This window comes from Gordonia sihwensis (genome assembly GCF_029632925.1).
Classification (GTDB): domain Bacteria; phylum Actinomycetota; class Actinomycetes; order Mycobacteriales; family Mycobacteriaceae; genus Gordonia; species Gordonia sihwensis.
Window position 1 is genome coordinate 609,609 of record NZ_CP121248.1, and the last position, 26,426, is coordinate 636,034.

The following is a 26,426-nucleotide window of genomic DNA, read 5'->3' on the forward strand; positions in this document are numbered from 1 at the left end:
AGCGATCCCCAGACAGCGATCCCCAGACAGCGATCCCCAGACAGCGATCCACAGACAGCGCCGGACCGATGGACCCGGCCCCACATACGACGAGGAATCTCACTCCATGGAACTGACGCAGGAATACACCGACCTGGTGAACACGGTGCGCGACTTCGCACAGCAGGTGGTGGCGCCCGTCTCCGCCGAACACGATGAGAAGAAGACCTTCCCGTACGAGGTCGTCGCGCAGATGGGCGAGATGGGCCTGTTCGGCCTGCCGTTCAGCGAGGAGTTCGGCGGGATGGGCGGCGACTACTTCGCGCTCGCCCTCGCACTCGAGGAACTCGGGAAGGTCGACCAATCGGTCGCGATCACGCTCGAGGCCGGGGTCGGTCTCGGCGCGATGCCGATCTACAAGTTCGGCACCCAGGAGCAGAAGGAGACCTGGCTGCCGGATCTGCTCGCGGGCCGCCGTCTCGCGGGCTTCGGTCTCACCGAGCCCGGCGCCGGTTCGGACGCCGGCGCCACCGCGACCACGGCACGCGAGGACGGCGACGAGTGGGTGATCAACGGTGGCAAGCAGTTCATCACCAACTCCGGCACCGACATCACCTCGCTCGTGACCGTCACGGCGGTCACCGGGCAGCGCGACAACGGCAAGAAGGAGATCTCGACGATCATTGTGCCCGCCCGAACACCGGGTTTCACCGCTGAACCCGCGTACAACAAGGTCGGCTGGAACGCCTCCGACACCCACCCGCTGAGCTTCGACGACGCGCGCGTGCCACGGGAGAACCTGCTCGGCGAACGAGGCCGCGGCTATGCGAACTTCCTGTCGATCCTCGACGAGGGCCGGATCGCCATCGCCGGTCTCGCGACCGGCGTCGCCCAGGGCTGCGTCGACGAATCGGTCAAGTACGCCCGCGAGCGCAAGTCGTTCGGCAAGGCGATCGCCGAGTTCCAGTCGGTGTCGTTCGCGATCGCCCGCATGGAGGCCCGGGCGCACGTCGCGCGGATGGCGTACTACGACGCCGCCGCCAAGATGCTCGCGGGCAAGCCCTTCAAGAAGGAGGCCGCGATCGCCAAGATGATCTCCTCGGAGGCCGCGATGGACAATGCCCGGACGGCGACGCAGATCCACGGCGGCTACGGCTTCATGAACGAGTACCCGGTGGCCCGGCACTACCGCGACTCCAAGATCCTCGAGATCGGCGAGGGCACCACCGAGGTGCAGCTCATGCTGATCGCGCGATCGCTGGGACTGCCGGCATGACCGCGGCCGACGGCGGAGCCAAGCACGTCACGCAGCGTGGGCTCTGGTTCGAGGAGTTCGAGATCGGCACCGTCTACGAACACCGTCCCGGGCGCACCATCACCGAGGCGGACAACACGTTCTTCACCACGCTGACGATGAACACCCAGGCCCTGCACTTGGACGCGGCGTGGTCGGCCACGCAGCCGGGCTTCGGCGGTCAGCGGCTGGTGAACTCGATGCTCACGCTGTCGACGATCGTCGGGCTGTCGGTGGCACAGCTGACTCAGGGGACGCTGGTCGCGAATCTCGGCTTCCACGACATCGCCTTCCCGGCACCGATGTTCGCCGGCGACACCCTGTACGGCGAGACCGAGTGCACCGGCAAGCGGCTGTCCAAGTCGCGTCCGGGCGAGGGGATCGTCGACCTGACGCACATCGGCCGCAATCAGGACGGAGTGATCGTGGCCCGTGCCTCGCGCTCGACCCTCGTGCGCGTTCGACCCGAAGGGGAATGACAGTGTCCGGAGTGAGAGGGTCGGGAATGACAGGGTCCACAGCGCAATCCTGGACGCCGGCCGGACCGGCTCTGCTGTTCTGCCCGGCCGACCGCCCCGAGCGGTACGCCAAGGCGCTCGACCGCGCCGACATGGTGATCCTCGATCTCGAGGACGCCGTCGCCGAGGTCAACAAGGCCGACGCCCGGGAGGCGCTGATCGCCGATCCGATCGCGGCCGACCGGGTGATCGTGCGGATCAACCCCGCGGGCAGCGTGGAGCATCAGCGGGATCTGGACGCGGTGCAGTGCACGCCGTATCGGGTCGTGATGCAGGCGAAGGTCGAATCCGCGGCGCAGATCACCGCGCACGGACTGCCCACCATCGCGCTCATCGAGACACCTCTCGGCGCGGTTCGTGTCGAGGAGATCGCGGCGGCGCCCAACTGCGTCGGCCTGATGTGGGGTGCCGAGGATCTCGCGGCCGGGATGGGCGGCACGTCGAGCAGATTCGGTGCGGACGAGCCGGGCACCGGCGGCTACCGCGACATCGCCAGGCACGTCCGGGCACGGGTCCGGCTCGCGGCCGCGGCCTTCGGTGTGGCGGCGATCGACGCGGTCCACATCGACATCGCGGACGTGGACGGACTCGTGGCGGAGGTCCGCGACGCCGTCGCCCAGGGTTACACGGCCACCGCCTGCATCCATCCGAGTCAGGTGGAGCACATCCGCGCCGGCTACGCACCGTCGGCCGAGCGCGTCGAATGGGCCCGCAAGGTGTGCGACGGCGCCCTCGCGCACGACGGCGGCGTGTTCGCCGTCGACGGGCAGATGATCGACGGCCCGGTGATCGCCCAAGCCCGAGCGATCCTCGCCCGGGTGATGCAGCCTCCCGCCGGCTGAGCCGGCACTCGCCCCCGCATCCGACCGACCCACCCGACCCCCACGAGACACCTCAACCCTCACGGAGGACACCATGACCGGCACAGCCGCCGCCCCCTCGTACGCGATCGGGGAGACCGAGCCCCCACTTCTCACCCAGACGATCGGTGCGACCCTCGCCGCCACCGCGGGCAGCTATCCGGACTCCGACGCCCTGATCGACGCCGCCGTCGACCGGACCTGGACGTACGCCGAGTTCCGCCGCGACGTCGTGGCGTTGGCGGCCGGACTTCTCCGGCACGGGGTGGCGCCGGGCGATCGCGTGGGGCTCTGGGCCCCGAACCGGTTCGAGTGGGTGCTGACTCAGTTCGCGGCCGCCGAGATCGGCGCGATCCTGGTCGTGATCAATCCGTCGTACCGGCGCCACGAGCTCGCGTACGCACTCAAGCAGTCGGGCACCTCGCTGGTGCTGGCGGCCACGAGCTTCCGCGACTCGGAGTACGCCGTCATGCTCGAGGACGTGCGCGACCAGACGCCGGACCTGCGCGAGGTGGTGCTGTTCGAGTCGGATGCCTTCGCCGAGATGCTGACCCCGCCGTCGGCGGCGGAGGTGGCCGAGATCGCCGAGATCGCGGCCGGACTGAACCCGGACGATCCGATCAACATCCAGTACACGTCCGGTACCACCGGAGCGCCGAAGGGCGTCACGCTCACTCATCTCAACATCGGCAACAACGGTTATCTGGTCGGATCGCTGCTGGAGTACACCCAGCACGACCGCATCTGCCTGCCGGTGCCCTTCTACCATTGCTTCGGCATGGTGATGGGCAACCTCGCGGCGATCGCCTTCGGCTGCGCCATGGTGATCCCCGCCCCGGCCTTCGATCCGAAAGCCACACTCGCGGCGGTCGAGAAGTATCGGTGCACCAGCCTCTACGGCGTGCCGACGATGTTCATCGCCGAGTTGGCTCTCCTGGACTCGAGCGCCGACGAGGGCACCGCCTTCGACCTGTCCTCCCTGCGTACCGGCATCATGGCGGGCTCGCCGTGCCCGGAGCAGGTGATGCGCCGGGTGATCGACGAGATGAACATGTCGCAGGTGTCGATCTGCTACGGCATGACCGAGACCAGCCCGGTCTCGACGCAGACGCGCATGGACGACGACCTCGACCTTCGCGTGGGGACGGTCGGCCGTGTCGGGCCGCACTTGGAGATCAAGATCGCCGACCCGCTGACCGGCGAGACCCTGCCGCGCGGTGAGACCGGCGAGTTCCGCACCCGCGGGTACTCGGTGATGAAGGGCTACTGGAACGATCCGGAGAAGACCACCGAGGTGCTCGACGCCGACGGCTGGATGGCCACCGGCGACCTCGGGGTCATGGCCGACAACGGATACGTCAGAATCACCGGCCGCATCAAGGACATGGTGATCCGCGGCGGAGAGAACATCTACCCGCGTGAGATCGAGGAGTTCCTCTACACGCATCCGGACATCATCGACGCCCAGGTGATCGGTGTCCCGGACGAGAAGTACGGCGAGGAACTGATGGCCTGGATCCGGGTTCGCGAAGGCGCGGACGAACTGACCGCGGACTCGATCCGTGAGTTCGCCACCGGTCACATCTCCCGTCACAAGATTCCCAAGTACGTGCAGATCGTCGACGAGTTCCCGATGACCGTCACCGGCAAGGTGCGCAAAGTGGAGATGCGCGAACGCGCGATCGAGGTCCTGGGGCTGGGGTCGTGACCGTCTTCGATCGTTTCGCCGAGAAGTTCTCCGAACGCGCCGGAGCGCCGCTGACCTCATACGACGACGTCTGGCAACGGTCGGTGACCGATCTGCCGGGCTTCTGGCGGTGCGTGTGGGATTTCTTCGCGCTCGACGAGATCGCCCAGACGCCGCTGGGCGACGGGGACGACGCGGTGCTTGCCGACGACACCATGCCCGGTGCCGTGTGGTTCCCCGGTACGGCACTGAATTACGTCGACGTGGTGCTGAGACATGCGGATCTGCCCGGCGAGGCGATCGTCGGATTGGACGAGGACGGCAACCGCACGTCGGTCACGTGGGCCGAACTCCCGGTTCGGGTCGGCGCCGTCGCGCACGCGCTCCGCGAGGCGGGTGTCGGCCGCGGCGACGTCGTCGCGGCGTACCTGCCCGACATCCCGGAGGCCGTGATCGCGTTCCTCGCCACCGCGTCACTGGGCGCGATCTGGTCGGGCTGCGGTCAGGACTATGCGCCGGAGGGTGCGGCCGGCCGGCTCGCGCAGTTGGAGCCCACGGTGCTCGTCTCCGCCGCGAGCTACCGATACAACGGCAAGGAGGTCGACAAGCGCGCCGACTCGGTCACGCTCGCCGGACTGCTCGGCGACGAGGTCACGCACATCATGGTCGGCGACCCCGGCGCCGGTGACGTCGGCGACCCCGGCGCCGCAGTGGTGCGCTGGTCGGAGGTGATCGCGGACGAGAGTCGCCGTCCCGAGCCGGTGAAGGTCGCGTTCGATCATCCGCTGTGGGTGCTGTTCTCCTCGGGCACCACGGGCCGCCCCAAAGGCATCGTCCACGGGCACGGCGGCGTGGTGCTCGAGCACCTGAAGGCGGCGGCGATCCAGTCGGATCTGGACACCGAGTCGGTCTTCTTCTGGCAGACGGCCCTGTCGTGGATGATGTGGAACTACCAGGTCGCCGGGCTGCTGGTGGGGTCCCGGATCATCACGTACAGCGGTTCGCCGCTCTACCCGGACGCGGACCGCCTCTGGCAGATCGTGGCCGACGAACGGGTCACCTTCTTCGGCACCAGCCCGGGACAGCTGCAGGCCTCGCGCAAGGCCGGACTCCATCCCGGCGCGGACCACGACCTCTCGGCGCTGCGGCTGCTGGGCAGCACCGGTTCGACGCTCGCGGCGGATCTGTTCGGATGGATCGACGAGAACGTGAAGGCGGGTCTGCCGGTGTCCTCGATCAGCGGTGGCACCGACGTCGTGAGCGCATTCGCGGGTGGTACCACGGGAGTGGAGGTGGTCGCCGGGGAACTGTCGGCACGCTATCTCGGCGTCGGACTCGAGAGCTGGTCGCCGAGCGGTCGGCCGCTGATCGGCGAAGTGGGCGAGATGGTCGTCACCACGCCGATGCCGTCCATGCCGGTCAGATTCTGGAACGACCCCGACGGGGAGCGCTACCGGAAGGCGTACTTCGCTCACGAATGGGAGGGCGAGGGCCCGGCTAAGCCGGTGTGGCGGCACGGTGACTGGGTCACCGTCACCGAGCGCGGATCGCTGGTGATCCACGGCCGCAGCGATGCGACGCTGAACCGGCACGGCATCCGCATGGGTTCGGCCGACATCTACGAGGTGGTCGAGGGTATGCCGGAGATCGCCGAGGCCTTCGTGCTCGGCGTCGACGGACCGGACGGCAAGTACTGGATGCCGCTGTTCGTGACCCTGGTCCCCGGTGCCGAACTCACCGATGAACTGTCCGCGCGTGTCGCCGCCGAGGTGAAGACTCGGTTGTCGCCGCGGCACGTTCCCGACGAGATGATCCTCGCGCCGGGCATCCCGCACACCCGGACGGGGAAGAAGCTGGAAGTGCCGGTCACGGCGATTCTCGCCGGCCGGAGCGAGGTCAACGTGGATCCGAAGTCGGTCGACGACTACGGCCTCATCGAGTGGTACGCCGAGCAGGGAAGAGCCCATCGCTGGTGATTCGACCGATGGACGGCGTTCAGCGGACAGACAGGGACGTGTATTAGCGTGGACCAGAAGTTCGCCGGCCATCGCCCACGGTGGCCCTAGTCTCACGAGGAGTGATCGGATGACGTACCCGCAGTCGGGGTCTGGCTATGGCCAGGGCGACGCCGGATCCCAGTCGGCCTACGGTCAGCAGTACGGCCAGCAGTCCGGCTACGGTCAGCAGCAGTACGGCCAGCAGCAATACGGGCAGCAGGCCGGCTACGGCCAGCAGTACGCGGCGCAGCAGCAGTACGGCCAGCAGGGCTACGGCTACCAGCAGCCGCAGCAGCCCGCGAGTCAGGGCCTTCCCGCGAACACGACGACCATCCTCGCCGCCGTCATCGGCGCGCTCGGCGTCATCACGCTGTTCTGCGGATTCGTGGCGGGTTTCAAGGAGACCGGTCCGTACGGTGCCCAGTACAGCGCGAAGCTGTTCGAGACCGAGTTCGCGACCCCGTACGGTCTGATCGCCGTCGCGGGTGTGCTGGCTCTCGCGACCTTCCTGCTCGGTACTGAGAAGTGGGTCGCAGGCGTGGTGTTCGCGCTGTCGACCGTCGGTGCCCTCATCACGGTGTTCCAGTTCGCGACCGCTGACGCGGGCAAGGGAGCCGGCGCGATCATCCTGCTGATCACCTCCATCCTGGCCTTCCTGGCCGCGGTGGTGTGGCTGCTCATCGAGGCGGGTCAGATCAAGACGGCCGCCGCCGATGCGTCGGCCGCGGCCGCGGCTCCCGCCGCCGCCCACGCGGCGCCGGCGGCGGATCCCGCGGCGTCGTCGTACGGCTACGGCTACGGTCAGCAGGCCCAGCAGCAGGCGGCCCAGCAGCCGGCGGCCGGATACGGTCAGCAGGCGCAGGCCTCCTACCAGCCCGGTTCGAGTTACGGCCAGCCGTCGGCGACACCGTCGTACGGTCAGGCCGACACCCCGCCGGCCTCGGACGCCGGGGCGACCACCGCCTTCGTGAAGCCGGAGGATGCCGACAAGCAGTAGCACTGCTCGCTCAGTCAAGAAACTGTCGAGTTCGTACCCGTACGGGGTACGAACTCGACAGTTTTTCGTTCGGGGCAGGGGAGTGCGGCGCGTCGGCGGGGCTCGACTGCCGGACCGTGACACCCTGGTAAGCGATGTCCGCGCCTTCAACTTCGAATCTGGCGGCCCGTCTTCGGCAGGTCCGTCTGGCCCGCCGTGCCGACCAGGAGCCGAAACTGCCCGCCACCTGGGACGTGATCAAGGTCGGGCTCACCGTTCCGACCGTCGCCTGGCTGGTGTCGGCGGTGATCGTGCTGATCACCAAGGTCGCGGCGGGCGCGGGGTTCTCCAGCTTCGGGTCTGCGACCGCGGCCGGATGGCTCGCGGCCAATCAGACGGCGCTGACCGTCGGCGGCGTCACCATCGGGGTGCTTCCGCTGGTTCCGACACTCCTGATCGGATACGGAACGTACCGCGTGGTCCGTCGGGCGACGGTCGACGCGACCTCGTTCAACGAGCTCCTGCGCATCGCTGGAACGGCTGTGGTCGGGCCACTGGTCGCGACCGCGCTCGCTCTCGCGGTGGTCGCCGACGGCAGTTCGTCCGGTCCGGTGGGCAGTCCGAGTCCGCTCGTCGCGTTCGGCATGACGATCGTGGTCCACGGTGTGGCGGCGCTGGCAGGCGTGGTCCCTCGCGTGATCGGGCCGTTCCTCGATGAGTTCGCCGTCGCGGCGTCCGACCGGATCGGCGCCGAAGCCGGGGTCGCCGCCTTCTTCGCCTTGATCGCCGGGGGCGGGGTCGCCGTGTTCGCGGGCTTCCTCGCGCATCTCGGCGCGGTCTCCGATCTCGTCTCGCGAGGCAACACCTTCGACGGCTACCTCGGGCTGTCGGTGTTGTCGATCCTCTACCTGCCGAACTTCGTGGTGAACGCCGCGGCCGTCACCGCGGGCGCGAGCGCGACGCTGGGCGGCACGACGATCGATGCGCTGAGCACGCATCCGGGGACGCTGCCGCCGGTGCCGATCGCGGCGGTGGTCCCCGGCTCCGATCTCGGCGCCTGGGGGGCGTTGCTCTACGCCGTGCCCGCACTGGCCGGTGTGCTGATCGGCTGGCACACCCGCAGCGACGACCTCGTCGCCCATCTGCGGGCGATCGGCGTGGGGGCGGCGGTGGCCTCACTGCTGATGGTGGTGGCTGTGGCGTTCTCGGGCGGCACGCTCGGCGAGATGGGGGAGGCCGGCGTCAGTGTTCCGCTGGCCGGGGTCTTCACACTGACCGCGCTCGGGGTGACGGCGACGGCGACCGCCGGGATCCTCTGGCTCAACCGCAGGTTCGGCGGTCGGCGGGCGTACGGGGCTCCCGACCTGGATCTTGACGAACTGCTCGACGAGCCGGAACCGGTGGACGCGGATGCGGACTCGAACTCAGGAGCGGACGCGGATTCGGACTCGAATTCGGACCAAGACCCGGACTCGGGTGACGGGGACGGGACCGAGGCGCTCGACGACGTCGATCCGGCGGTCGCGAGTGGCGCAGACCACGGACCCCCGGCGGGGGACCGACCTCCCGGTTCAGTGCGGGAACTGGACAACTAAGCTGTAGGTCGTGACATCAGCCCAGGACGCCCGTGTGCCCGTGGTCGTCATGGCATCCGGCACCGGATCGTTGATGGCCGCAGTCCTCGACCTCGCAGCAACCGACGACGCACCCTTCCGCGTCGTCGGCGTAGTGGTCGACCGCGACTGCGGGGCCGCCGACCGCGCCGTCGACGCCGACCTGCCCGTGATCCTCTGCGAGTTGCGGGAGTACCCCGACCGTGAGGCGTGGGACGCGGCGCTCACCGCCTCGGTCGCGGAGTTGGCCCCGGAGTGGGTGGTCACCGCAGGCTTCATGAAGATCCTCGGCCCCGCATTCCTCGACCGTTTCGGCGGCCGGATCCTCAACTCGCATCCCGCGCTGCTGCCCGCGTTCCCCGGCGCGCACGGGGTCGCCGACGCCCTCGCGTACGGCGTCAAGGTCACCGGCACCACGGTGCACCTCGTCGACGACGGCGTCGACACCGGACCGATCCTCGCGCAGCGCATCGTGGAGGTGCTGCCCGACGATTCCGAAGAGACCCTTCACGAACGCATCAAAGAAGTCGAACGTGTGCTGCTGCCGGAAGTGGTGCATGCGGTCGTGACCCGTGGCGTTGTCACAGATGGACGAAAGGCACACATCAAGTGAATGCACCTGCAGACTCCGGAGCTCGCGCGGTGAAGCGCGCGCTGATCAGCGTCTATGACAAGAGCGGGCTCACCGAACTGGCGACCGCCCTCCACGGCGCGGGCGTCGAGATCGTCTCGACCGGCTCCACCGCCAAGACCATCGCCGGTGCGGGCGTTCCGGTGGTCGAGGTCAGCGAACTGACCGGCTTCCCGGAGTGCCTCGAGGGGCGGGTCAAGACCCTGCATCCGCGGGTGCACGCGGGCATCCTGGCCGACACTCGCAAGGACGATCATCTGGCGCAGCTCGACGAGCTGGGCGTGGCGCCCTTCGAGTTGGTGGTCGTGAACCTGTACCCGTTCACCGAGACCGTCGCCTCCGGTGCCGCCCCCGACGAGTGCGTCGAGCAGATCGACATCGGCGGTCCTTCGATGGTCCGTGCCGCCGCCAAGAACCACCCGTCGGTGGGCGTGGTGGTGGATCCCGCCGACTACCCGGACGCAGCCGCCGCCGTCGCCGGTGGCGGGTTCACCCTGGCACAGCGGAAGCAGCTGGCGGCCAAGGCCTTCCGTCATACAGCCGATTACGACGTCGCCGTCGCCTCGTGGATGACCTCGGTGGTCGCGCCGTCGGAGGAGACCGCAGGCGAACCGGGTGCGACCACCGGTGCGCAGTTCCCCGTGTGGGCCGGCGCCACCTGGAAGCGGTCGGCCACCCTGCGCTACGGGGAGAACCCGCATCAGGGGGCCGCGCTCTACGTCGACACCGACGCAGCACCGGGGCTGGCTCAGGCCGAGCAGCTGCACGGCAAGGAGATGTCGTTCAACAACTACACCGACGGCGACGCCGCCTGGCGTGCCGCCTACGACCACACCGAACCGGCGGTCGCGATCATCAAACACGCGAACCCCTGCGGCATCGCGGTGGGGGCCGACATCGCCGAAGCGCACCGCAAGGCGCACGCCTGCGATCCGGTCAGCGCGTACGGTGGCGTGATCGCCACCAACCGCGAGGTGTCGGTCGAGATGGCCGAGCAGGTGGCGGAGATCTTCACCGAGGTCATCATCGCGCCGAGCTACGCCGACGGCGCGGTGGACGTCCTCTCGCGGAAGAAGAACATCCGCATCCTCGTCGCGCAGGCTCCGGCCGAGAGCGGTATCGAGATGCGTCCGGTCTCGGGCGGGTTGCTCCTGCAGGAGCGCGACGTGATCGACGCCGAGGGCGACGATCCGGCCAACTGGACGCTCGCCACGGGTACCGCGGCCGACGAGCAGACGCTGCGCGATCTGGTCTTCGCCTGGCGTGCCTGCCGTGCGGTCAAATCGAACGCCATTCTGCTCGCCTCCGACGGTGCGTCGGTCGGCGTCGGAATGGGTCAGGTCAACCGCGTCGACTCCGCGCATCTGGCGGTGAACCGGGCGGGCGAGCGCGCGGCGGGCGCGGTCGGTGCGTCCGACGCCTTCTTCCCGTTCCCCGACGGTCTTCAGGTGCTGATCGACGCCGGCGTGCGCGCGGTGGTCCAGCCGGGCGGTTCGGTCCGCGACAACGAGGTGATCGAGGCCGCCAAGGCTGCGGGCGTCACGATGTACCTGACCGGGGCGCGTCACTTCGCACACTGAGTGCCGTACGGCACGTGAGGCGCGCATGAACAGCGCTCTCGCCGCATGACGGTGATCGGGCTCCTCGCACTCGTGGCCGCGGGATTCGGTGCGGGCGTGGTCGGCTACGTGACCGGGCTGGCTTCTATCGTGAGCTATCCGGCGCTGCTCGCGGCGGGCCTGACGCCCCTGTCCGCCAATGTCACCAACACGGTGGCTCTGGTCGCCGTCGGTGTGGGGAGTTTCGCGAAGTCGGGCCGGGCGCTCACTGCCGACGACGGCGGCCGGTCGCTGCTGCGCTCGTCGCTGATGGCGCTGGCCGGCGGAATCGTGGGTGCGGCGTTGCTGCTGCTGGCGCCCGCCGCGGCGTTCGGATACGTCGTTCCGTACCTGGTGGCGCTGGCGTCGGTCGCGCTGCTGGCGCAGCCCGGTCTTCGACGGTGGATCGAGCACGGCTCCGACCGTCCGGTGGCCTGGCCGGTCGCGGTGTTCGTGGTGTCGATCTACGGCGGCTATTTCGGTGCGGGAGCCGGCGTGATCTTTCTCGCGCTCGCGCTGCTCCTGACGAGTCTGCCGCTGTGGCACTCCATGCTGCTGAAATCGGCGCTTCTGGGCGTCGCCAATGCGGTCGCGGCCGTCGCCTTCATCGTCTTCGGTCCGGTGCACTGGCCGGCGGCGGTGGCGATGGGCATCGGCTGTCTGCTCGGCGGCTGGATGGGGCCGCCGCTGGTCGCTCGGCTGCCTGCCCGGCCCCTGCGGATCGCGATCGGTCTGTGCGGTCTCGGACTCGCGGTATGGCTCGGCCTCCGTCCGGCCGGCTGAGCCGTACGCGTACCTGAGCCGTACGCGTCCTACGGAATCGCTCGCCGCAGAGTCGCGTACGAGACGCCCGACAGCGCCGCCACCAGGACGAGCCCGTAACCGCCTACCGCGACCGGCGTGAGACCGGTGAACCAGCGTCCGACGGCCGGCCAGCCGCCGCCGAGACTGATGCCCAAGATCGCGAGGGCGATCGCCGCGGCCAGACCGATGCCGATGAGGACCAGTGTCAGCATGCCGAACCGCTTGTACACGGTGGCGGCGAAGAAGCCGATGGTGAACGTGAGCATCGGCGCCATGAAGTACAGCAGGCCGGCGGCCGCGGGTCCCTGGTTCCAGATCCACGGCACCGCGAAGAAGTAGCCGTCGATCCCCCAACCGTCGGTGGCCTTCTCGATCAGGCCGCCGATCACGTACAGCACGGCGAGGCCGATGGACGCGAGGAGGGCGGTGAGGGTGGTCCCGAGATAGAACTCGCGACGAGTGACGCTCATGGCCTGGGAGAACGGGAAGGTCAGCGACATCGCCTGGATGCCGATCACGGCGAAGTACCAGAGGGGTGCCTGTGATGCGCCGCCGTAGATCGGGTCGGTGAGGTCGCTGACCGAGGCGTAGATCGCGCCGTAGATGATCAGCGAGATCGCGAACGCGGCGCCGAAGATCGTCAGCGGCAGCCAGACGAAGATCTTCTTGTTGATCAGTTGCATGCGGACGACGTTCGCTGTGCGGTTCATCGCGAGGCTCCCATCGGACGAGAGGTTCGCTCACGCCGGTCGGCGCGAGTGGTGAGACGGACGATCAGTTCCTGCATCGAGACCGGAGCGGTGGCGATGCCGCGGGCGGACAGTTCGGCCAGGTCGGTGTCCTCGAGTCGTCCCAGGACGGTCACCGAGGCGACGGAGCCGAGTCGGTCGCGGTGCAGTTCTTCGCGGTCGCCGATGAAGGCGTCGACGGCGGATTCGGCGCCGACCACGGTGAACGCCATGCCGCGGAGGTCGTCGGCCGACTCGTTCAGGACGAGCCTGCCCTCGTCGACCACGAGCACCTGCTCGACGAGGTTCGAGACCTCGTCGATGAGATGGCTCGACAGCAGAATGGTGCGGGGGAAGTCGCTGTAGTCCTCGAGGAGACGGTCGTAGAACAGTTGTCGGGCGACGGCGTCGAGACCGAGGTAGGGCTCGTCGAAGAAGGTCACGTCGGCGCGGGAGGCGAGGCCGATGATGACTCCGACCGCGGACAGCTGACCCCGGGAGAGCTTCTTGATGCGCCGGCAGTCGGGAAGCCGGAACTCCTCCACGAGGCGGTCGGCGAGTTCTTGGTCCCAGTTCGGGAAGAACAACCGTGCCATCTGGAAAGCCTGGGCCGGAGTGGAGTCCTCGGGGTAGCGCTGGCTCTCGCGTACGAAGCAGATGCGCGGCAGGACGTGCGTGTTCTCGTACGGGTCTTCGCCGAAGATCCGGGGCTCACCGGACGTCGCGAAGTTCTGAGCGGTGAGGATCGACATCAGCGTGGTCTTGCCCGCGCCGTTGCGGCCGAACAGCCCGCAGACGGTGTTCGCCGGAAGGTCGAAGCTCACGTCGTCGAGGGCGTTCGTCGATCCGTATCGCTTGGTGAGGCCTCGCGCGCTGATGGCGGGTGCGCTGGTCTGGCTGGTCATGGCCGGACTCCTTCCGACGGCTGATCGATGGTGGTGGAACGTTCGTGAATGAGGGCGACGACGTCGTCGGTGGTCAGGTTCAGCCGGCGTGACTCCACCAGCAGCGGAGTCACGAACCGGTCGGCGAAGGCCTCCCGGCGACGCACGCTCAATGCGGCGCGGGCCCCGGCGGCGACGAACATTCCCACGCCGCGCTTCTTGTAGAGGACGCCTTGGTCGACGAGCAGGTTGATGCCCTTCGCTGCGGTCGCGGGATTGATGCGATAGAAGGCGGCGAGTTCGTTGGTGGAGGGCGCGCGAGTCTCCTCGGGCAGGGTGCCGTCGATGATCGAATCGGCAACGTGGTCGGCGACCTGCTGGAAGATGGCCCTCCCGTCGTCAATCATTGGACCGCCTCGGTTTCTTGGTTAATTACTCGACTAACTAACCATGCAACCAGTCGTCGGAGGTTGTCAAGGGGTGCGGTGCGATAGGTTGGCCGAATGAGCGATCGGCGATGCCCGTGCGGTTCGGGAGAGGTGCTGTCGGAGTGTTGCGGGCGCTACCTCACGGGCCTCGGTGTGGGGAGGCCGGCGCCGACGGCCGAAGCGTTGATGCGCAGCAGGTTCACGGCGTTCGCACTCGGTGACGAGGAGCACCTGCTCGCGACCTGGCATCCGGACACCAGGCCGGACGAGTGTGCACCCGACCCCGGCACGCGCTGGCTGCATCTCCATATCGACGAGGTGGTGGACGGGTCGCCCTTTCATCAGACGGGCGTCGTCGCCTTCACTGCCGTCTTCCGCGACTCCGGAGGCCGCGGTGAACTGCACGAGCGCAGCAGATTCGTCCGAGTCGGCCGTGTCTGGCTCTACGTGGACGGCGTGCACGCGGGGTGAAGCGGCCGCCACGCGCTGTGAACGGGCTGCCGCGGCGTTCTCCCGCGACAGGCGGCGGTCGTCGATGCTCAACCAAGGGGTTGACAACGCACCTCACGCGGCGTCTACTCGTAGACAACCATTTGGTTGAATAAGGAGGTCGACGGCGATGGCCGACGAGTTGTCTCTCATATTCGCGGCACTGGCGGATCCGACGCGTCGAGACATGGTCGCGCGTCTCACGTCCGCGGACGCGACCGTGGGGCAGCTCGCCGAACCCTACGACGTCAGCGTGCAGGCGATCTCCAAGCATCTGAAGGTGCTCGAAGAGGCCGGCCTGGTGACGCGCTCACGGGACGGGCAACGACGTCCGGTGCACCTGGAGACCGAGGTCTTCGACCTGATGGCCAAATGGATCGAACGGTATCGCCGCCGAGCGGAAGCGCGGTACCAGCGGCTCGACGCAGTCCTCGCAGAGATGACGGGCGCCGATGCCGCGCACTCCACCGACACCGAAGGGGCCGCATCATGAACACCGAGACCTATCCCGAAGCCGCGATCGACGCCGACCCGGCGCTGCCGATCATCCGGATCACCCGCGACTTCCGGGCCACACCGGCCCAACTCGCCAAAGCGCACCTCGACCCGGAACTGTTCATGCGGTGGGTGGGACCCGACGCCATCACCTCGCGCGTCGTGATCTGGGATGCCCGCAGCGGCGGCGAATGGCGGTACGTCTCCGAACACGAGGGGCAGGAGTTCGGGTTCCGGGGCTGCTTCCACACCGTCGGCGACGATCGCATCGTTCAGACTTTCACCTTCGAGGGCATGCCCGACGAGGTGTCGTTGGAGACCCTCCGCTTCATCGATCTGGGCGACGGGCGCACCCGATTGGAGGCGCAGTCGCTCTGCGACTCCATCGAGGTCCGTGACGCCTGGCTGCGGTCGGGTATGGAGGTCGGCGTGCGGGAGGGCTATGCGAAGCTCGACCGATTGCTCGCCGACGGCGAGGTCCGGACGTGAGCCGACTGAGCGGTCTCACGGCGTCCGATCGTCACCGCGTGGTCGCCTCCGACTTCGGTTCGCAGGCGGCCGCCACGGCCGACTGGGACGCGCCGTCGCCCGTCGACGGCTGGCGAGCACGGGACGTCGTCGCCCACCTCACCGGGTGGTTTCCGGCGTTTCTCGCCGACGGCGGCGTTCGGTTCGACGCGGCGCCGTCGGCCGACGATCCGGCCGCCGTCTGGTCGGCGCACTCGGCGCGCGTCCAGGAGCTGTTCATGCGCGACGACGTCGAGTTCTCGCACCCGAGGGTGGGCACGATGCCGCTGGCTGATGCCGTCGACCGCTTCTACACAGCCGACGTGTTCATGCACACCTGGGATCTCGCGCAGGCGAGCGGCCGTCGCCCGGACCTGGACGCGGAGTTCGCGGCGCAGTTGCTGGACGGACTGCGGGGGATGGAAGAGGTGCTGCGCTCGTCCGGTCAGTACGGTCCCGCGAAGACCGCACCGGCCGGCGCCGACCCAGTGATGCGCCTGGCGGCGTTCATCGGCCGCGACCCGCACTTCGCCGACGCCCGATAGCCGTCCCGGAGCAGGGCCCTCAGGCGGACCAGTCCGGGTCCCGGCCGGCGAATCCGAGGATGTGGTCCGTCTCGTCGCGATCCGCGCCGACCTCGACGGGGGCGCCGAAAACGCCGGGCCTGCGGGTCACCTCGTCGGGGACGTGGGCGAAGACGTCGCGGATGAACTGGACGGCTGCGGCCGGGAACCGCACGCGCGAGCCGGTGGCCGCGGCGAGGTCCCAACCGTGCAGGTACAAGTCCACCGCGGGGAAGGACAGACCCTCCCTCACCGTCCGGCGTCCGACGGGGCTGTCGACCTCGCGGTCCAGATCGGTCACCTCGGCCAGGGCCTGACGGGCCTGTGCCGCTGCGGCCGCCCACCACACCGCCGGGTCGCCCTCGACCGCCGACGAGGGCGGATCGTGTCTGTTGAACTCGCGCTCGCCTCCGCGGAGTATGCGCGCGCCGACCAGTGCCGCCTCGCCCACGTGCCCGAGGACGTCCAGTGCCGTCCATCCGTCGCAGGGAGACGGAGCGGTCCAGCGGTCGGCGGGCACGGTCTCCACCACGCCGGTGAAGAAGGTCAGCCCGTTGTCGTAGGTGTCGAGGGAATCCCAGGGAGCGGTGTTCGAGGACATGATGCGAATCCTTCCGAAGAGGTGAGTAGAGCGTATCGACGAGCACTGACAGACCACGGACGAATTCGCCGCCTTCAGCGGGCGGGCCGGATCGGGAGGTAGCGTGGATGACGTGGCTGTCACCGATATCGACACTCCTGCACCGGCTCTCACCACCGTCGGCGAACTGCGTGCCTCCGGGCACGTGGAACGTGACGTCCGGGACGAGATCCGCAACAATCTGCTGACGGCGCTGCGCGCAGGCGACGACCCGTGGGACGGCATCGTCGGATTCGACGACACCGTGATCCCGCAGCTCGAACGCGCGTTGATCGCGGGGCACGACGTGGTGATGCTCGGTGAGCGCGGACAGGGCAAGACCAGGCTGCTGCGCACGCTGGCCGGGCTGCTCGACGAATGGACGCCGGTCATCGACGGCTCCGAACTCGACGAGCATCCGTACAACCCCATCCTGCCCGCCTCGATCCGGCGGGCCGCGGAGCTCGGTGACGCGCTGCCGGTGGCATGGCGGCATCGGAGCGAACGGTACAGCGAGAAGCTCGCGACCCCGGACACCTCGGTGGCCGACCTGGTCGGCGACATCGACCCGATGAAGGTGGCCCAGGGGCGGAGTCTTGGCGATCCGGAGACCATCGCATTCGGTCTCATCCCGCGGGCTCATCGCGGCATCATCGCGATCAACGAGCTGCCCGACCTCGCCGAACGGATCCAGGTGTCGATGCTCAATGTGATGGAGGAGCGAGACATCCAGGTCCGCGGCTACAGCCTGCGACTGCCCCTCGACGTCCTCGTGACGGCCAGCGCGAATCCCGAGGACTACACCAATCGAGGGCGGATCATCACTCCGCTCAAAGACCGGTTCGGTGCCGAGATCCGCACGCACTACCCGCTCGACCTGCAGGACGAGGTGGACGTCATCGAGCAGGAGGCCGACCTCGTCGCCTCGGTGCCGTCCTATCTGATCGAGGTGCTGGCGCGATTCACCCGCTACGCCCGCGAGCATCCGTCGATCGACCAGCGCTCGGGTGTGTCCGCGCGGTTCTCGATCGCCGGTGCGGAGACGGTGGCCGCGGCCGCGCTGCATCGTTCCGTGGTGGCCGGCGAGGAGTTCCCGGTCGCGCGACCGGTCGACCTGCACGCGGTGATCGAGGTGCTGCGCGGCAAAGTGGAGTTCGAGTCCGGCGAGGAGGGGCGTGAGCTCGAGATCCTCGACTACCTGCTCCGCAAATCCGTCGCCGACACCGTCCGGGCCCACCTAGGCGGCGTCGACATGGCGCCGCTCGTCGCGGCGCTGGAGGCGGGCGAGGAGGTGCTCACCGGCGACCGCGTTCCCGCGGGCGACGTGCTCACAGCGCTCGGCGACACCGGCGCGGTGGCCGAGGTGATCGACGAGATCAGCCGGCGCCTGGACTCCACCGACGCCGCCGAGCGCGCCAGCGCCGCCGAACTGGCCCTGGAGGGGTTGTATCTCGCGCGCCGGATCGGCAAGGACACCGACGAGTACGGCCGCACCGCCTACCTGGTGGAACAGGTCGACGAGGACGACACGGCGTAGCTCATGAGCAGAAGGCGCTTCCACCGCTCGTCCTACCGGCGCTACACCGGCGGGCCCGACCCGCTGGCGCCGCCCGTCGACCTCCGCGAGGCCCTGGAGGCGATCGGTGACGACGTGATGGCGGGATCCTCGCCCGACCGTGCGCTTCGCGAGTTCCTCCGTCGCGGGAGCGAGAACATGCGCGGGCTGGACCGGCTGGCGGAGATGGCGAACCGCAGACGGCGCGAACTGCTACGGAACCGGAACCTCGACGGGACGTTCGACGAGATCCGCGAACTGCTCGATTCGGCGGTGCTCAGCGAACGCAAGCAACTCGCGCGCGACCTCGACGACGACGCCCGGCTCGCCGAGATGCAGATCGAGAGCCTTCCGGCGTCGACGGCGCAGGCGGTCCGCGAACTCGCCGACTACGACTGGCGCAGTCCGCAGGCGCGCGCCGACTACGAGAAGATCTCCGACCTGCTCGGGCGCGAAGTGCTCGACCAGCGGTTCGCCGGAATGAAGCAGGCTCTGGAGGGCGCCACCGACGACGATCGTCGGCGCATCTCGGAGATGCTCGACGATCTCAACGACCTGCTCGCCGCGCACAATCGCGGCGAGGACACGAGCGAGCAGTTCGCCGAGTTCATGGACAAGCACGGCGAGTTCTTCCCGGAGGATCCGCGCAGCACCGAGGAGCTGATCGACTCCCTGGCGCGCCGGTCCGCCGCAGCGCAGCAGTTCTTCAACTCGCTGACCCCCGAACAGCAGGCGGAGCTCGCCGAACTGTCGCAGCAGGCCTTCGGTTCGCCTGCGCTGATGTCGCAGCTCGCGCAGATGGACGACGCGCTGCGTCAGGCGCGGCCCGACCTCGACTGGAACGGCGGCCAGGAGTTCTCCGGCGATCAGCCGATGGGACTCGGCGAGGGCGCGGCGGCGCTGCGCGATATCGCCGAGCTCGAGAACCTGGCAGAGCAGCTGTCGCAGGGATACGCGGGGGCGCAGCTCGAGGACGTGGACCTCGACGCCCTCGCGCGGCAACTCGGTGACGAAGCCGCGGCCGATGCGCGGACGCTCGCCGAACTCGACCGGGCGATGCGCGAGGAGGGCTTCTTCGACCGCGCCCCGGACGGTCAGACGAGGTTGAGTCCGAAGGCGATGCGCCGACTCGGGCAGGCGATCCTGCGTGACATCGCCCAGCAGTTGTCCGCACGCGGCGGCGACCGGCAGTCCGACCTCGCCGGCCGGCTCGGGGAGCCCACCGGAAGCAGCCGTGAGTGGCAGTTCGGCGACACCCAGCCGTGGAACGTCACCCGCACCGTCACCAACGCGGTGTTGCGCACCGTCGCCGAGGACCCGTCCGCCCCCGCTCGTCTCGCATCGGGCGACGGCGTGCGCCTCGACGTCGGTGACATCGAAGTGATCGAGACCGAGGCGCGGACCCAGGCCGCCGTCGTCCTCCTCGTCGACACCTCGTTCTCCATGGTGATGGAGGGCCGTTGGACTCCGATGAAGCGGACGGCATTGGCCCTCAATCAGCTCATCAGCACCCGGTTCCGCACCGACGAACTGCACTTGATCGAGTTCGGCCGCGTGGCCCGCGACACCACCGTCGACGTATTGACCGCGCTCGAGCCGCGGATGGAGCAGGGCACCAACCTGCACCACGCGCTGTTGCTGGCGCAGCGGCACCTCCGGCGGTTCCCGAATGCCCAGCCGGTGGTGCTGATCGTCACCGACGGTGAGCCGACCGCGCATCTGGAGCCGAACGGAGAGGACTTCTTCTTCTACCCGCCGCATCCGCGCACTATCGGGCTCACGGTGTCGGAGCTGGATCATCTCTCGCGCATGGGCACCCAGATCACGTTCTTCCGGCTGGGCGAGGATCCCGGCCTGGCGCGGTTCATCGACCGCATCGCGCGCCGGATCGGCGGCCGCGTCGTGGCGCCGGACCTCGACGGTCTCGGTGCGGCCGTGGTCGGGGATTACCTCCGGTCGCGACGGGCCCGGTAGCCGGCGGTGGGGTTCACCCGAGAGGAACTGCTCGACCGGATCGGTGCGACCGTTCCGGATCTGATCGGCCCCGACTGCCGGCTGCTGATCGCGGGCATCAATCCCGGGCTGTGGACCGCGGCGACCGGGGCCCACTTCGCCCGGCCCGGCAATCGCTTCTATCCGGCACTGCACGCCGCGGGCATCACCGATCACGTGATCGACGCGTCGGCGGGGATGTCCGACGACGACGCCGCGGCGCTCACCGATGCCGGGATCGGCATCACCAATGTCGTCGCGCGGGCCACCGCGAAAGCCTCCGACCTGACTCGGGACGAGCTGCTGCGCGGCGGTCGGGAACTGGAGGCGACGGTGCTCCGGGTGCGGCCGCGCGTCCTCGCGATCCTGGGGGTCACCGCCTATCGCGCGGCGTTCGGGCGCCGCACGGCCGTGGTGGGCCGGCAGCCGGAGTCGATCGGCGGCGCCGAGCTCTGGGTCCTGCCGAACCCGAGCGGGTTGAATGCGCACGAGACCGTCGAGACCCTGGCGGCTGCGTACCGGCGGGCGGCGGACGCGGCCGGGGTACGCGATGTGCGTCGCCGGTGAGCCGGGCGATTCTTGTCTAGGCTTGGGCAGATGAGCGACATCGAGCCCCGCACCTCCCGTGCTCCGCAGCCATCCGCCGGTGATGCCGCCGCGATGCTGGTCAGCGACGCCGACCGCGAACGCACTCATTCCTATCTATCGGCCGCGATGACGATGGGCGTGCTCACTCCGGAGGAGTACAGCCGGCGCGCCGGCGATGCCTCGGTCGCGCGGACCCGGGCCGATCTGGACGCATTGACTCGGGACCTGCCCCTCGATCAGCTCCGCTCGGTGGCCGCCGACGCCGCATTCGGCCAGACCCGCGTCAGTGCCTCCGGTGCCGATCCCGTCACGTCCGCGTCCGGCTTCTTCGGCGGAACCGAAGTCGGCGGAGGCGCGGTCGTGGGTGATCGACTGAAGGCCACCGCAGTGATGGGCGGCGTGGTGCTCGACCTGCGGAACGTCGAGTACACGGCGCCTGTGCTCACGGTGAAGTGCAAGGCGATCATGGGCGGCGTCGACATCGTGGTCCCGCCGGACGTCACCGTGGAGGTGCACGGGAGGGCTGTCATGGGCGGCTTCGACGGCAGCGCCGCCGGTCCCGGCGGCGAGGGCGCCCCGCGGGTGGTGATCACCGGATTCTCGTTGATGGGCGGGGTCCGTGTGCAGAGGCGCGGCCGGGCCGACCGGCTCGGCCCCCGTCGTGCCCGCTGACGGCGGGCCGGTCAGGCCAGCGTGGCGGCGATCAGCGCGATGACGGGGATCGACAGGAGCGTGGTGATCAGGGCCGAGTCGCGGGCGAGGACCTCACCGCGCCGGTATCTGGTCGCGTAGACCAGGACGTTCTGCGCGGTCGGCAGGGCGGCGATCACGACCTGCGCGAACAACCGATGCCCGGTCATCCCGAATCCCCAGCGTGCGAGCGCGTAGGCGACGAGCGGCATCGCGACCACCTTCATCGCGGCGGCCAGCGCGACGTCTCGCCGCGGACTCTGACCCTTCTTGAAGACGGTGACGCCGGTGAGCGTGAGGCCGAAGGTGAGCAGCGCCAGCGGGACTGAGGCCTGCCCCAGCATGTCCAGTGGTTCCATCACGGCCTGCGGCGGATGCCATCCGGCCACCGAGACGATCAGGCCGATCACGCCGCCGACCAGGATCGGGTTCTTCAACGGCGTGGTCACCGTGCGCAGCGTCGAGGTCCGTCGCTCGGCCGACAGCGCGGTCAGATCGAGGGTCGCGAGGGCGACCGGGGAATAGAAGACGATCTGGAACAGCAGCAGGGGAGCGATGAACGACGCGTCGTCGAGCACGAAGATCGCGATCGGCAGACCCAGGTTCACGCTGTTGACGTACGAGGAGGACAACGCGCCGATCACGATCTCCGGTACGGCGCGGCGCAGCCAGAACCACGCGATCAGCGCGTAGACCGCGCCCACGGCGACGGCCGATGCCGAGGCGACCACGAGCGTGGACGAGAAGATCGCCGACAGATCGCTGGTGGCCAGAGAGTGGATGAGCAGTGCGGGTGTGCAGACGAAGAAGACGGTGCGCGCCAGCACCGCCGCCGCGTGTTCGCCGAGACTGCCCGTCCGGCCGAGAACGTAACCCAGGGCGACGACGATGAAGATGACGGTGAACCCCGAGATGACGCCAGACACCCGACGCATTATGCCCGCGGCGCCCGAACCCTCCGGTCACGACCTCGTCCGGGCCGCCGCGTTTTGCATCCGGGAGCCCGCGGCGGCTAACCTGGTCTGGTTGTGTGCCGCGGCCGCTGTGCCGTGGTGAGAAGACTTCAGCGGGTCTGGCGGGTCGGGAGACAGCCCGAGCCCACCCGCGCCAGGTAAGAGAAGGGCTGGAACCATGGCAGTACCCAAGCGCCGGATGTCGCGGGCCAACACCCGTAGCCGTCGTTCGCAGTGGAAGGCGGACAACGTCGCACTGCAGGAAGAGAAGATCAACGGTGTTTCGCAGCGCATCCCGCGCCGCCTGGTCAAGGCAGCGAAGCTCGGTCTGGTCGATCTCGACCGTCGCTGAGCGCGGCTGACACACAGACTTCAACGGCTGGGGCCGGCGAGAGATCGCCGGCCCCAGCCGTTTCGTCGTGGGGCCTGCGGAGGCTCCGTCTCGTCGGAGGCTACTGCGAGAGGATCTTGTTCACGCCGCGGTTGAGGACGTTGGGAATGAACTTGGCCGCGTTGCCCAGAACCGTGGTCTGCAGCCCCACCGAGTAGCTCGTGCGGCTCAGCACGCGGTCCGCGATGGTCGGATGAACCGATTCCCAGACCTTGTCGGCGACCTGTTCGGGGGTGATGCGGACACCGAGCGTCCTGGTTGATTTCGCATCGTTGTCGGCGAGCGCGGTCTTGGCCCACAGCGGCCAGATGCTCACGACGCGGATGTCGTCGGCCGCCCACTCCAACTCCAGCGCCTCGGTGAGGCCTGCGACGTAGAACTTGGTCGCGCTGTAGGTGGCGATTCCCGGCTGGCCGTAGATCGCGGATGCGGAGGCGATGTTCACCAGGTGCGATCCCGGAGTCGCCTTGAGATACCGGTGGGCCGCCTGCGCGCCCAGGGTCACTCCCAGTGCGTCGATGTCGATCTGCGCCTTGATCGCGTCGGTCGAGATCTCGGTGAGGGGGCCCGCCACCAGGATCCCGGCGTTGTTGTCGAGCACGTCGAGGCGGCCGTCGGTGTGCGAGGTGAACTCGGCCAGTGCCGTCGACCACTGCTGCGGGTCGCGGACGTCGAGGTGACCGGTGATGAAGTCGGGGTGCTCCTCGCGGACGGCGGCCAGCGCCTCGTCGCTGACGTCGTAGACGCCGACCGTCCAGCCTTCGAGGGCGAATCGCTCGGCGGTCGCGAGGCCGATGCCCGCGGCACCGCCGGAAATGAAGATCGAAGGCATGACTCTGGATTCTCCCCACTGTGACCTGCGAGGACGCCCTCGCATTGATATTACTCTCCGGTAGGAACTCTAGACTGTTTACGTCTCAGGACGCGAGTGTTACCGTGACAATGATTGTTGTTACAAGATGCGATGGAACAATGTACCGGAGGTCAACATGACGGCAGCGATCGAACGGGAGAACGCGGGCGACAACCTGATCAGCCTGCAGGACTCGGGTGCCGAGCAGGTGTCCGAACGGTTGCTGCGATCGGCCGCCCGACTCTCGCGCAATGCGATGACCGAGATCGACTGGTCGTTGCCGATGGATCCCGACAAGTACGGATGCAGCCCGGAGTGGTCGTCGCTGTACGGCACCGACTACTGGGACGAGCTCACCGACGAGCAGCGAGTCGATCTGACGCGTCACGAGTTCGCGTCGATCATGAACATCGGCATCTGGTTCGAGATGATTCTGCAGGAGATGGTTCTGCGCGATCAGTACGTCGGCGACTACCACTCCTCCGAGTTCCAGTTCGCGCTGGTGGAGATCGCCGATGAGTGCCGGCATTCGCTGATGTTCGCCAAGGCGTCGGAGAAGATGGTCGGCACTTCGTATCATCCGCACCCGAAGATCGCCCAGTTGGGCAAGTCTTTCAAGCTCCTTGCGCGCAACGAGGTCGCCTATGCGGGCATTTTCGTCGCCGAGGAGGTTCTCGACGTGTTCCAACGCGGATGCATGCGCGACGAGCGGGTGCTCCCCTTCATCCGGACCGTCAACGAGATCCACGTTCTCGAGGAATCCCGGCACATGAAGTTCGCGCGCGAACAGGTGCGTGAGTCGGTCGACGGGATCGGCTGGGCCCGCAGGCAGTTCAGCGCGCTGTCGGTGGCGGCGGGCGCGTACCTCATCGTGAGCAGTCTGATCCAGCCGAAGGCCTACGCCGATGCGGGTCTCGACGTGAAGCGTGCGCTGGCCGAGCGCCGCGACAACGGCCACTTCCACTCGATGATCCGCAGCAGCTGCGGTCACCTCATGGAGTTCCTCGACGAGGTGGGCCTGCTGACCAAGCCGGCCATGCACTACTACCGCAAGGCGCACATGATCTAGCGGCGGATCGATCGCCGGACCCGCTTCCCGACCAGCCCGGACGCGCTCGAAGTAAAGGGGCACTCGTTGTCGTTCGTCATCACCCAGTCCTGCTGCAGCGACGCCGCCTGCGTGTCGGTGTGCCCGGTGAACTGCATCCACCCGACGCCGGAGGAACGGGGTTTCGGCACCTCCGACATCCTGCACATCGACCCCGACGCGTGCATCGACTGCGGAGCATGCGCCGACGCGTGCCCGGTCAATGCGATCTTCCCGGCCGACCGGCTCGGTGAGCGCGACGAGATCTTCGCCGACATCAACGCCGCCTACTATCGCGACAACCCCGATGTCTCGTCCGGCTGGACCGATGTGGTGTACCCGGAGATCCCGCGGTTGCCGCGCGATCTGCGGGTCGCGATCGTCGGCACGGGTCCGTCGGGCGGATACGCCCTGCGGACGGTGCTGAACCGGACGGACGCGCAGGTGACGGTGTTCGACAAGCTGCCCACACCGGGCGGATTGGTCCGCGCGGGCGTCGCGCCCGACCATCCGAGCACCAAGGACGTCATGAAGACCTTCGACATCCTGTACCGGCACCCGCGGGTCACGATGGCCACCAATGTCGAGATCGGCCCCGATGTACGGGCCGGTCAGATCACGCCGGGCGAACTGGCGCACCACTTCGACGCCGTCTTCTACGCGACCGGTGCATCGCAGGCCCGCCGCCTCGGGATCGCCGGCGAGGATCTGCCGGGCAGTACGTCGGCCACCGAACTGGTGGCCTGGTACAACGCCGTGCCCGGCGCTTCGGGGCCGAACATCCCGGTCGACGGCAGCGGCCGGGCCGTGATCGTCGGGACGGGCAACGTCGCGCTCGACATCGCCCGCATCCTCGTATCGCCGCCGGAGGCGCTGGCGGTCACCGACATCGCCGACCGTGCGCTCGACCTCCTGCGCAGGCAGGACATCCATGAGGTGGTCCTGCTCGGCCGGCGAGGTCAGGACGCCGCGGCGTACACCGCGGCCGAGTACCGCGCGCTGTCGGTGCTTCCCGGCGTGGAGGTGGTGGTGCACGACGGCACGGCCTCGCTCGACCTGCTGCCCGATCTGCTGCCCGACCTCTCGGGACCCGCGTCCTCCGACCGCCGCCGGATCGTGTTCCTCTTCAACACGGTCCCCGAGGCCGCACACGGAGACGGCGCGCTGCAGTCGGTCTCGGTGAACACCGGCGGACGCTCGTACCGCATCGCCGCCGATCTGCTGGTCCGATCGATCGGTTACCGGTCCGTACCGGTCGGCGGGCTTCCGTTCGACGCCGAAGCGGGCCGGTTCCCGGTGAGCGAGGGCCGAATCGTCGACGCCGAGGGCATGCCGATTCCCGGTGCGTACGCCGTCGGCTGGGCCGCCCGCGGATCCACCGGCGGTATCGGCTCCAACAAGTTGCACGCCATCGACACGGTCGAGGCGTTCATCGAGGACGCCGCATCCGGTCTGCGTCGCGCGGGCGGTACCGCCGAGGAGTTCAGTGCACTGTTACGGCGCAGGCGACGTCAGGCGATCGGCTACCGGGGAATCGCGGCGATCGACCGGCGCGAGCGCGAGCTGGGTGCCCGTGAGGGGCGTCCCCGGGTGAAGTTCACCGAAGTGGCCGACATGCTGGCGGCGGCGGGACGGCGGCGTCGCTGA

27 protein-coding genes are annotated in these 26,426 nt (G+C 68.6%); 21 read left to right on the plus strand and 6 right to left on the minus strand.

Annotated elements, in window-relative coordinates; all coding sequences use genetic code 11:
- Positions 1-106: 106 nt before the first annotated feature.
- The 10 genes from P5P27_RS03060 to P5P27_RS03105 all read left to right on the plus strand — a co-directional run bounded on the left by P5P27_RS03060 (position 107) and on the right by P5P27_RS03105 (position 11,936).
- Positions 107-1,255, plus strand: a complete 1,149-nt coding sequence (locus P5P27_RS03060) for an acyl-CoA dehydrogenase family protein (protein ID WP_278126321.1) — start codon at positions 107-109, stop codon at positions 1,253-1,255.
- Complete coding sequence (locus P5P27_RS03065; RefSeq protein WP_006894664.1) at positions 1,252-1,752, plus strand: MaoC family dehydratase; 501 nt, start codon at positions 1,252-1,254, stop codon at positions 1,750-1,752. Before P5P27_RS03060 ends, P5P27_RS03065 begins: the two co-directional genes overlap by 4 nt.
- A 26-nt stretch (positions 1,753-1,778) precedes the next feature.
- The gene (locus tag P5P27_RS03070) at positions 1,779-2,633 is read left to right on the plus strand and encodes an HpcH/HpaI aldolase/citrate lyase family protein (protein WP_101841611.1); all 855 of its coding nucleotides are present in this window, start codon (positions 1,779-1,781) and stop codon (positions 2,631-2,633) included.
- Positions 2,634-2,706: 73 nt separating this feature from the next.
- On the plus strand, positions 2,707-4,359 hold the full coding sequence (locus tag P5P27_RS03075) for an AMP-binding protein (protein WP_278126322.1): 1,653 nt from the start codon (positions 2,707-2,709) through the stop codon (positions 4,357-4,359).
- Positions 4,356-6,314: an acetoacetate--CoA ligase gene (locus P5P27_RS03080; protein ID WP_082781316.1), complete on the plus strand. Its 1,959-nt coding sequence runs from the start codon at positions 4,356-4,358 to the stop codon at positions 6,312-6,314. Before P5P27_RS03075 ends, P5P27_RS03080 begins: the two co-directional genes overlap by 4 nt.
- Positions 6,315-6,423: 109 nt before the next feature.
- Positions 6,424-7,332: a DUF5336 domain-containing protein gene (locus tag P5P27_RS03085; RefSeq protein ID WP_006894672.1), complete on the plus strand. Its 909-nt coding sequence runs from the start codon at positions 6,424-6,426 to the stop codon at positions 7,330-7,332.
- 134 nt (positions 7,333-7,466) lie between these two features.
- On the plus strand, positions 7,467-8,906 hold the full coding sequence (locus P5P27_RS03090) for a cell division protein PerM (RefSeq protein WP_278126323.1): 1,440 nt from the start codon (positions 7,467-7,469) through the stop codon (positions 8,904-8,906).
- A gap of 49 nt (positions 8,907-8,955) precedes the next feature.
- A complete protein-coding gene (gene purN / locus P5P27_RS03095) occupies positions 8,956-9,537 on the plus strand; it encodes a phosphoribosylglycinamide formyltransferase (protein WP_222111768.1) in 582 nt (193 codons plus the stop codon).
- Positions 9,534-11,135: a bifunctional phosphoribosylaminoimidazolecarboxamide formyltransferase/IMP cyclohydrolase gene (gene purH / locus P5P27_RS03100; protein WP_278126324.1), complete on the plus strand. Its 1,602-nt coding sequence runs from the start codon at positions 9,534-9,536 to the stop codon at positions 11,133-11,135. Before purN ends, purH begins: the two co-directional genes overlap by 4 nt.
- Positions 11,136-11,180: 45 nt before the next feature.
- Positions 11,181-11,936 carry a sulfite exporter TauE/SafE family protein gene (locus tag P5P27_RS03105; protein ID WP_006894676.1) on the plus strand — a complete coding sequence of 252 codons (756 nt, stop codon included), beginning with the start codon at positions 11,181-11,183 and terminating at the stop codon, positions 11,934-11,936.
- Between the two features lie 29 nt (positions 11,937-11,965).
- On the opposite strand, the gene P5P27_RS03110 is transcribed toward P5P27_RS03105, so the two are convergent.
- From P5P27_RS03110 to P5P27_RS03120, 3 genes are read right to left on the minus strand one after another with little or no spacing between them, the layout of a single operon-like run.
- On the minus strand, positions 11,966-12,667 hold the full coding sequence (locus P5P27_RS03110) for a hypothetical protein (RefSeq protein WP_006894677.1): 702 nt from the start codon (positions 12,665-12,667) through the stop codon (positions 11,966-11,968).
- Complete coding sequence (locus P5P27_RS03115) at positions 12,664-13,590, minus strand: ABC transporter ATP-binding protein (protein WP_006894679.1); 927 nt, start codon at positions 13,588-13,590, stop codon at positions 12,664-12,666. Before P5P27_RS03115 ends, P5P27_RS03110 begins: the two co-directional genes overlap by 4 nt.
- Complete coding sequence (locus P5P27_RS03120; protein ID WP_006894680.1) at positions 13,587-13,976, minus strand: GntR family transcriptional regulator; 390 nt, start codon at positions 13,974-13,976, stop codon at positions 13,587-13,589. Before P5P27_RS03120 ends, P5P27_RS03115 begins: the two co-directional genes overlap by 4 nt.
- Before the next feature lie 96 nt (positions 13,977-14,072).
- On the opposite strand from P5P27_RS03120, the gene P5P27_RS03125 reads away from it, so the two are divergent.
- The 4 genes from P5P27_RS03125 (at position 14,073) to P5P27_RS03140 (ending at position 16,033) form a co-directional block, all read left to right on the plus strand.
- Positions 14,073-14,468 (plus strand): YchJ family protein, encoded by a 396-nt coding sequence (locus P5P27_RS03125; RefSeq protein WP_006894681.1) that lies wholly within the window; start codon positions 14,073-14,075, stop codon positions 14,466-14,468.
- 148 nt (positions 14,469-14,616) lie between these two features.
- The gene (locus P5P27_RS03130) at positions 14,617-14,979 is read left to right on the plus strand and encodes an ArsR/SmtB family transcription factor (protein WP_006894682.1); all 363 of its coding nucleotides are present in this window, start codon (positions 14,617-14,619) and stop codon (positions 14,977-14,979) included.
- Positions 14,976-15,470, plus strand: coding sequence for an SRPBCC family protein (locus P5P27_RS03135; RefSeq protein ID WP_278126327.1), 495 nt, complete (start codon positions 14,976-14,978; stop codon positions 15,468-15,470). Before P5P27_RS03130 ends, P5P27_RS03135 begins: the two co-directional genes overlap by 4 nt.
- Positions 15,467-16,033: a maleylpyruvate isomerase family mycothiol-dependent enzyme gene (locus P5P27_RS03140; protein WP_006894684.1), complete on the plus strand. Its 567-nt coding sequence runs from the start codon at positions 15,467-15,469 to the stop codon at positions 16,031-16,033. The genes P5P27_RS03135 and P5P27_RS03140 overlap by 4 nt, the downstream gene beginning before the upstream one ends.
- A 19-nt stretch (positions 16,034-16,052) precedes the next feature.
- Here the strand turns inward: P5P27_RS03140 and P5P27_RS03145 are convergent, their stop codons facing one another.
- Positions 16,053-16,652 carry a TIGR03086 family metal-binding protein gene (locus P5P27_RS03145; RefSeq protein ID WP_278126330.1) on the minus strand — a complete coding sequence of 200 codons (600 nt, stop codon included), beginning with the start codon at positions 16,650-16,652 and terminating at the stop codon, positions 16,053-16,055.
- Positions 16,653-16,755: 103 nt separating this feature from the next.
- On the opposite strand from P5P27_RS03145, the gene P5P27_RS03150 reads away from it, so the two are divergent.
- Genes P5P27_RS03150 through P5P27_RS03165 form a run of 4 tightly spaced genes read left to right on the plus strand, consistent with a single transcriptional unit; the run spans position 16,756 to position 21,477 of the window.
- Positions 16,756-18,207 carry a sigma 54-interacting transcriptional regulator gene (locus P5P27_RS03150; RefSeq protein WP_006894686.1) on the plus strand — a complete coding sequence of 484 codons (1,452 nt, stop codon included), beginning with the start codon at positions 16,756-16,758 and terminating at the stop codon, positions 18,205-18,207.
- Positions 18,208-18,210: 3 nt separating this feature from the next.
- Entirely contained in the window at positions 18,211-20,199 is a 1,989-nt protein-coding gene (locus P5P27_RS03155; protein WP_278126335.1) for a VWA domain-containing protein, read from the plus strand.
- Between the two features lie 6 nt (positions 20,200-20,205).
- Positions 20,206-20,784, plus strand: a complete 579-nt coding sequence (mug, locus tag P5P27_RS03160; RefSeq protein WP_278126336.1) for a G/U mismatch-specific DNA glycosylase — start codon at positions 20,206-20,208, stop codon at positions 20,782-20,784.
- Positions 20,785-20,814: 30 nt separating this feature from the next.
- Complete coding sequence (locus tag P5P27_RS03165; RefSeq protein ID WP_006894689.1) at positions 20,815-21,477, plus strand: DUF1707 SHOCT-like domain-containing protein; 663 nt, start codon at positions 20,815-20,817, stop codon at positions 21,475-21,477.
- Between the two features lie 11 nt (positions 21,478-21,488).
- Here the strand turns inward: P5P27_RS03165 and P5P27_RS03170 are convergent, their stop codons facing one another.
- Positions 21,489-22,421 (minus strand): AEC family transporter, encoded by a 933-nt coding sequence (locus P5P27_RS03170; RefSeq protein WP_006894690.1) that lies wholly within the window; start codon positions 22,419-22,421, stop codon positions 21,489-21,491.
- A 205-nt stretch (positions 22,422-22,626) separates the two neighbouring features.
- On the opposite strand from P5P27_RS03170, the gene rpmF reads away from it, so the two are divergent.
- A complete protein-coding gene (gene rpmF, locus P5P27_RS03175) occupies positions 22,627-22,800 on the plus strand; it encodes a 50S ribosomal protein L32 (protein WP_006894691.1) in 174 nt (57 codons plus the stop codon).
- A gap of 100 nt (positions 22,801-22,900) precedes the next feature.
- Here the strand turns inward: rpmF and P5P27_RS03180 are convergent, their stop codons facing one another.
- The gene (locus P5P27_RS03180) at positions 22,901-23,671 is read right to left on the minus strand and encodes an SDR family oxidoreductase (protein ID WP_006894692.1); all 771 of its coding nucleotides are present in this window, start codon (positions 23,669-23,671) and stop codon (positions 22,901-22,903) included.
- Positions 23,672-23,828: 157 nt separating this feature from the next.
- On the opposite strand from P5P27_RS03180, the gene P5P27_RS03185 reads away from it, so the two are divergent.
- Together P5P27_RS03185 and P5P27_RS03190 are read left to right on the plus strand one after the other, a co-directional pair.
- A complete protein-coding gene (locus P5P27_RS03185; protein WP_278126341.1) occupies positions 23,829-24,761 on the plus strand; it encodes an AurF N-oxygenase family protein in 933 nt (310 codons plus the stop codon).
- 66 nt (positions 24,762-24,827) lie between these two features.
- Positions 24,828-26,426: an FAD-dependent oxidoreductase gene (locus tag P5P27_RS03190; protein WP_278126343.1), complete on the plus strand. Its 1,599-nt coding sequence runs from the start codon at positions 24,828-24,830 to the stop codon at positions 26,424-26,426.

Bases quoted from the DNA above. Each gene is read 5' to 3' on its own strand.
- P5P27_RS03060 (WP_278126321.1), top strand. From the start codon at position 107: ATGGAACTGACGCAGGAATACACCGACCTGGTGAACACGGTGCGCGAC.
- P5P27_RS03125 (WP_006894681.1), top strand. From the start codon at position 14,073: ATGAGCGATCGGCGATGCCCGTGCGGTTCGGGAGAGGTGCTGTCGGAG.
- P5P27_RS03180 (WP_006894692.1), bottom strand. From the start codon at position 23,671: ATGCCTTCGATCTTCATTTCCGGCGGTGCCGCGGGCATCGGCCTCGCG.
- P5P27_RS03085 (WP_006894672.1), top strand. From the start codon at position 6,424: ATGACGTACCCGCAGTCGGGGTCTGGCTATGGCCAGGGCGACGCCGGA.
- P5P27_RS03135 (WP_278126327.1), top strand. From the start codon at position 14,976: ATGAACACCGAGACCTATCCCGAAGCCGCGATCGACGCCGACCCGGCG.
- P5P27_RS03075 (WP_278126322.1), top strand. From the start codon at position 2,707: ATGACCGGCACAGCCGCCGCCCCCTCGTACGCGATCGGGGAGACCGAG.
- P5P27_RS03185 (WP_278126341.1), top strand. From the start codon at position 23,829: ATGACGGCAGCGATCGAACGGGAGAACGCGGGCGACAACCTGATCAGC.
- P5P27_RS03145 (WP_278126330.1), bottom strand. From the start codon at position 16,652: ATGTCCTCGAACACCGCTCCCTGGGATTCCCTCGACACCTACGACAAC.
- P5P27_RS03155 (WP_278126335.1), top strand. From the start codon at position 18,211: ATGAGCAGAAGGCGCTTCCACCGCTCGTCCTACCGGCGCTACACCGGC.
- purN (WP_222111768.1), top strand. From the start codon at position 8,956: ATGGCATCCGGCACCGGATCGTTGATGGCCGCAGTCCTCGACCTCGCA.
- rpmF (WP_006894691.1), top strand. From the start codon at position 22,627: ATGGCAGTACCCAAGCGCCGGATGTCGCGGGCCAACACCCGTAGCCGT.
- P5P27_RS03065 (WP_006894664.1), top strand. From the start codon at position 1,252: ATGACCGCGGCCGACGGCGGAGCCAAGCACGTCACGCAGCGTGGGCTC.
- P5P27_RS03105 (WP_006894676.1), top strand. From the start codon at position 11,181: ATGACGGTGATCGGGCTCCTCGCACTCGTGGCCGCGGGATTCGGTGCG.
- P5P27_RS03120 (WP_006894680.1), bottom strand. From the start codon at position 13,976: ATGATTGACGACGGGAGGGCCATCTTCCAGCAGGTCGCCGACCACGTT.
- P5P27_RS03110 (WP_006894677.1), bottom strand. From the start codon at position 12,667: ATGAACCGCACAGCGAACGTCGTCCGCATGCAACTGATCAACAAGAAG.
- P5P27_RS03115 (WP_006894679.1), bottom strand. From the start codon at position 13,590: ATGACCAGCCAGACCAGCGCACCCGCCATCAGCGCGCGAGGCCTCACC.
- P5P27_RS03090 (WP_278126323.1), top strand. From the start codon at position 7,467: ATGTCCGCGCCTTCAACTTCGAATCTGGCGGCCCGTCTTCGGCAGGTC.
- P5P27_RS03070 (WP_101841611.1), top strand. From the start codon at position 1,779: ATGACAGGGTCCACAGCGCAATCCTGGACGCCGGCCGGACCGGCTCTG.
- P5P27_RS03130 (WP_006894682.1), top strand. From the start codon at position 14,617: ATGGCCGACGAGTTGTCTCTCATATTCGCGGCACTGGCGGATCCGACG.
- P5P27_RS03165 (WP_006894689.1), top strand. From the start codon at position 20,815: ATGAGCGACATCGAGCCCCGCACCTCCCGTGCTCCGCAGCCATCCGCC.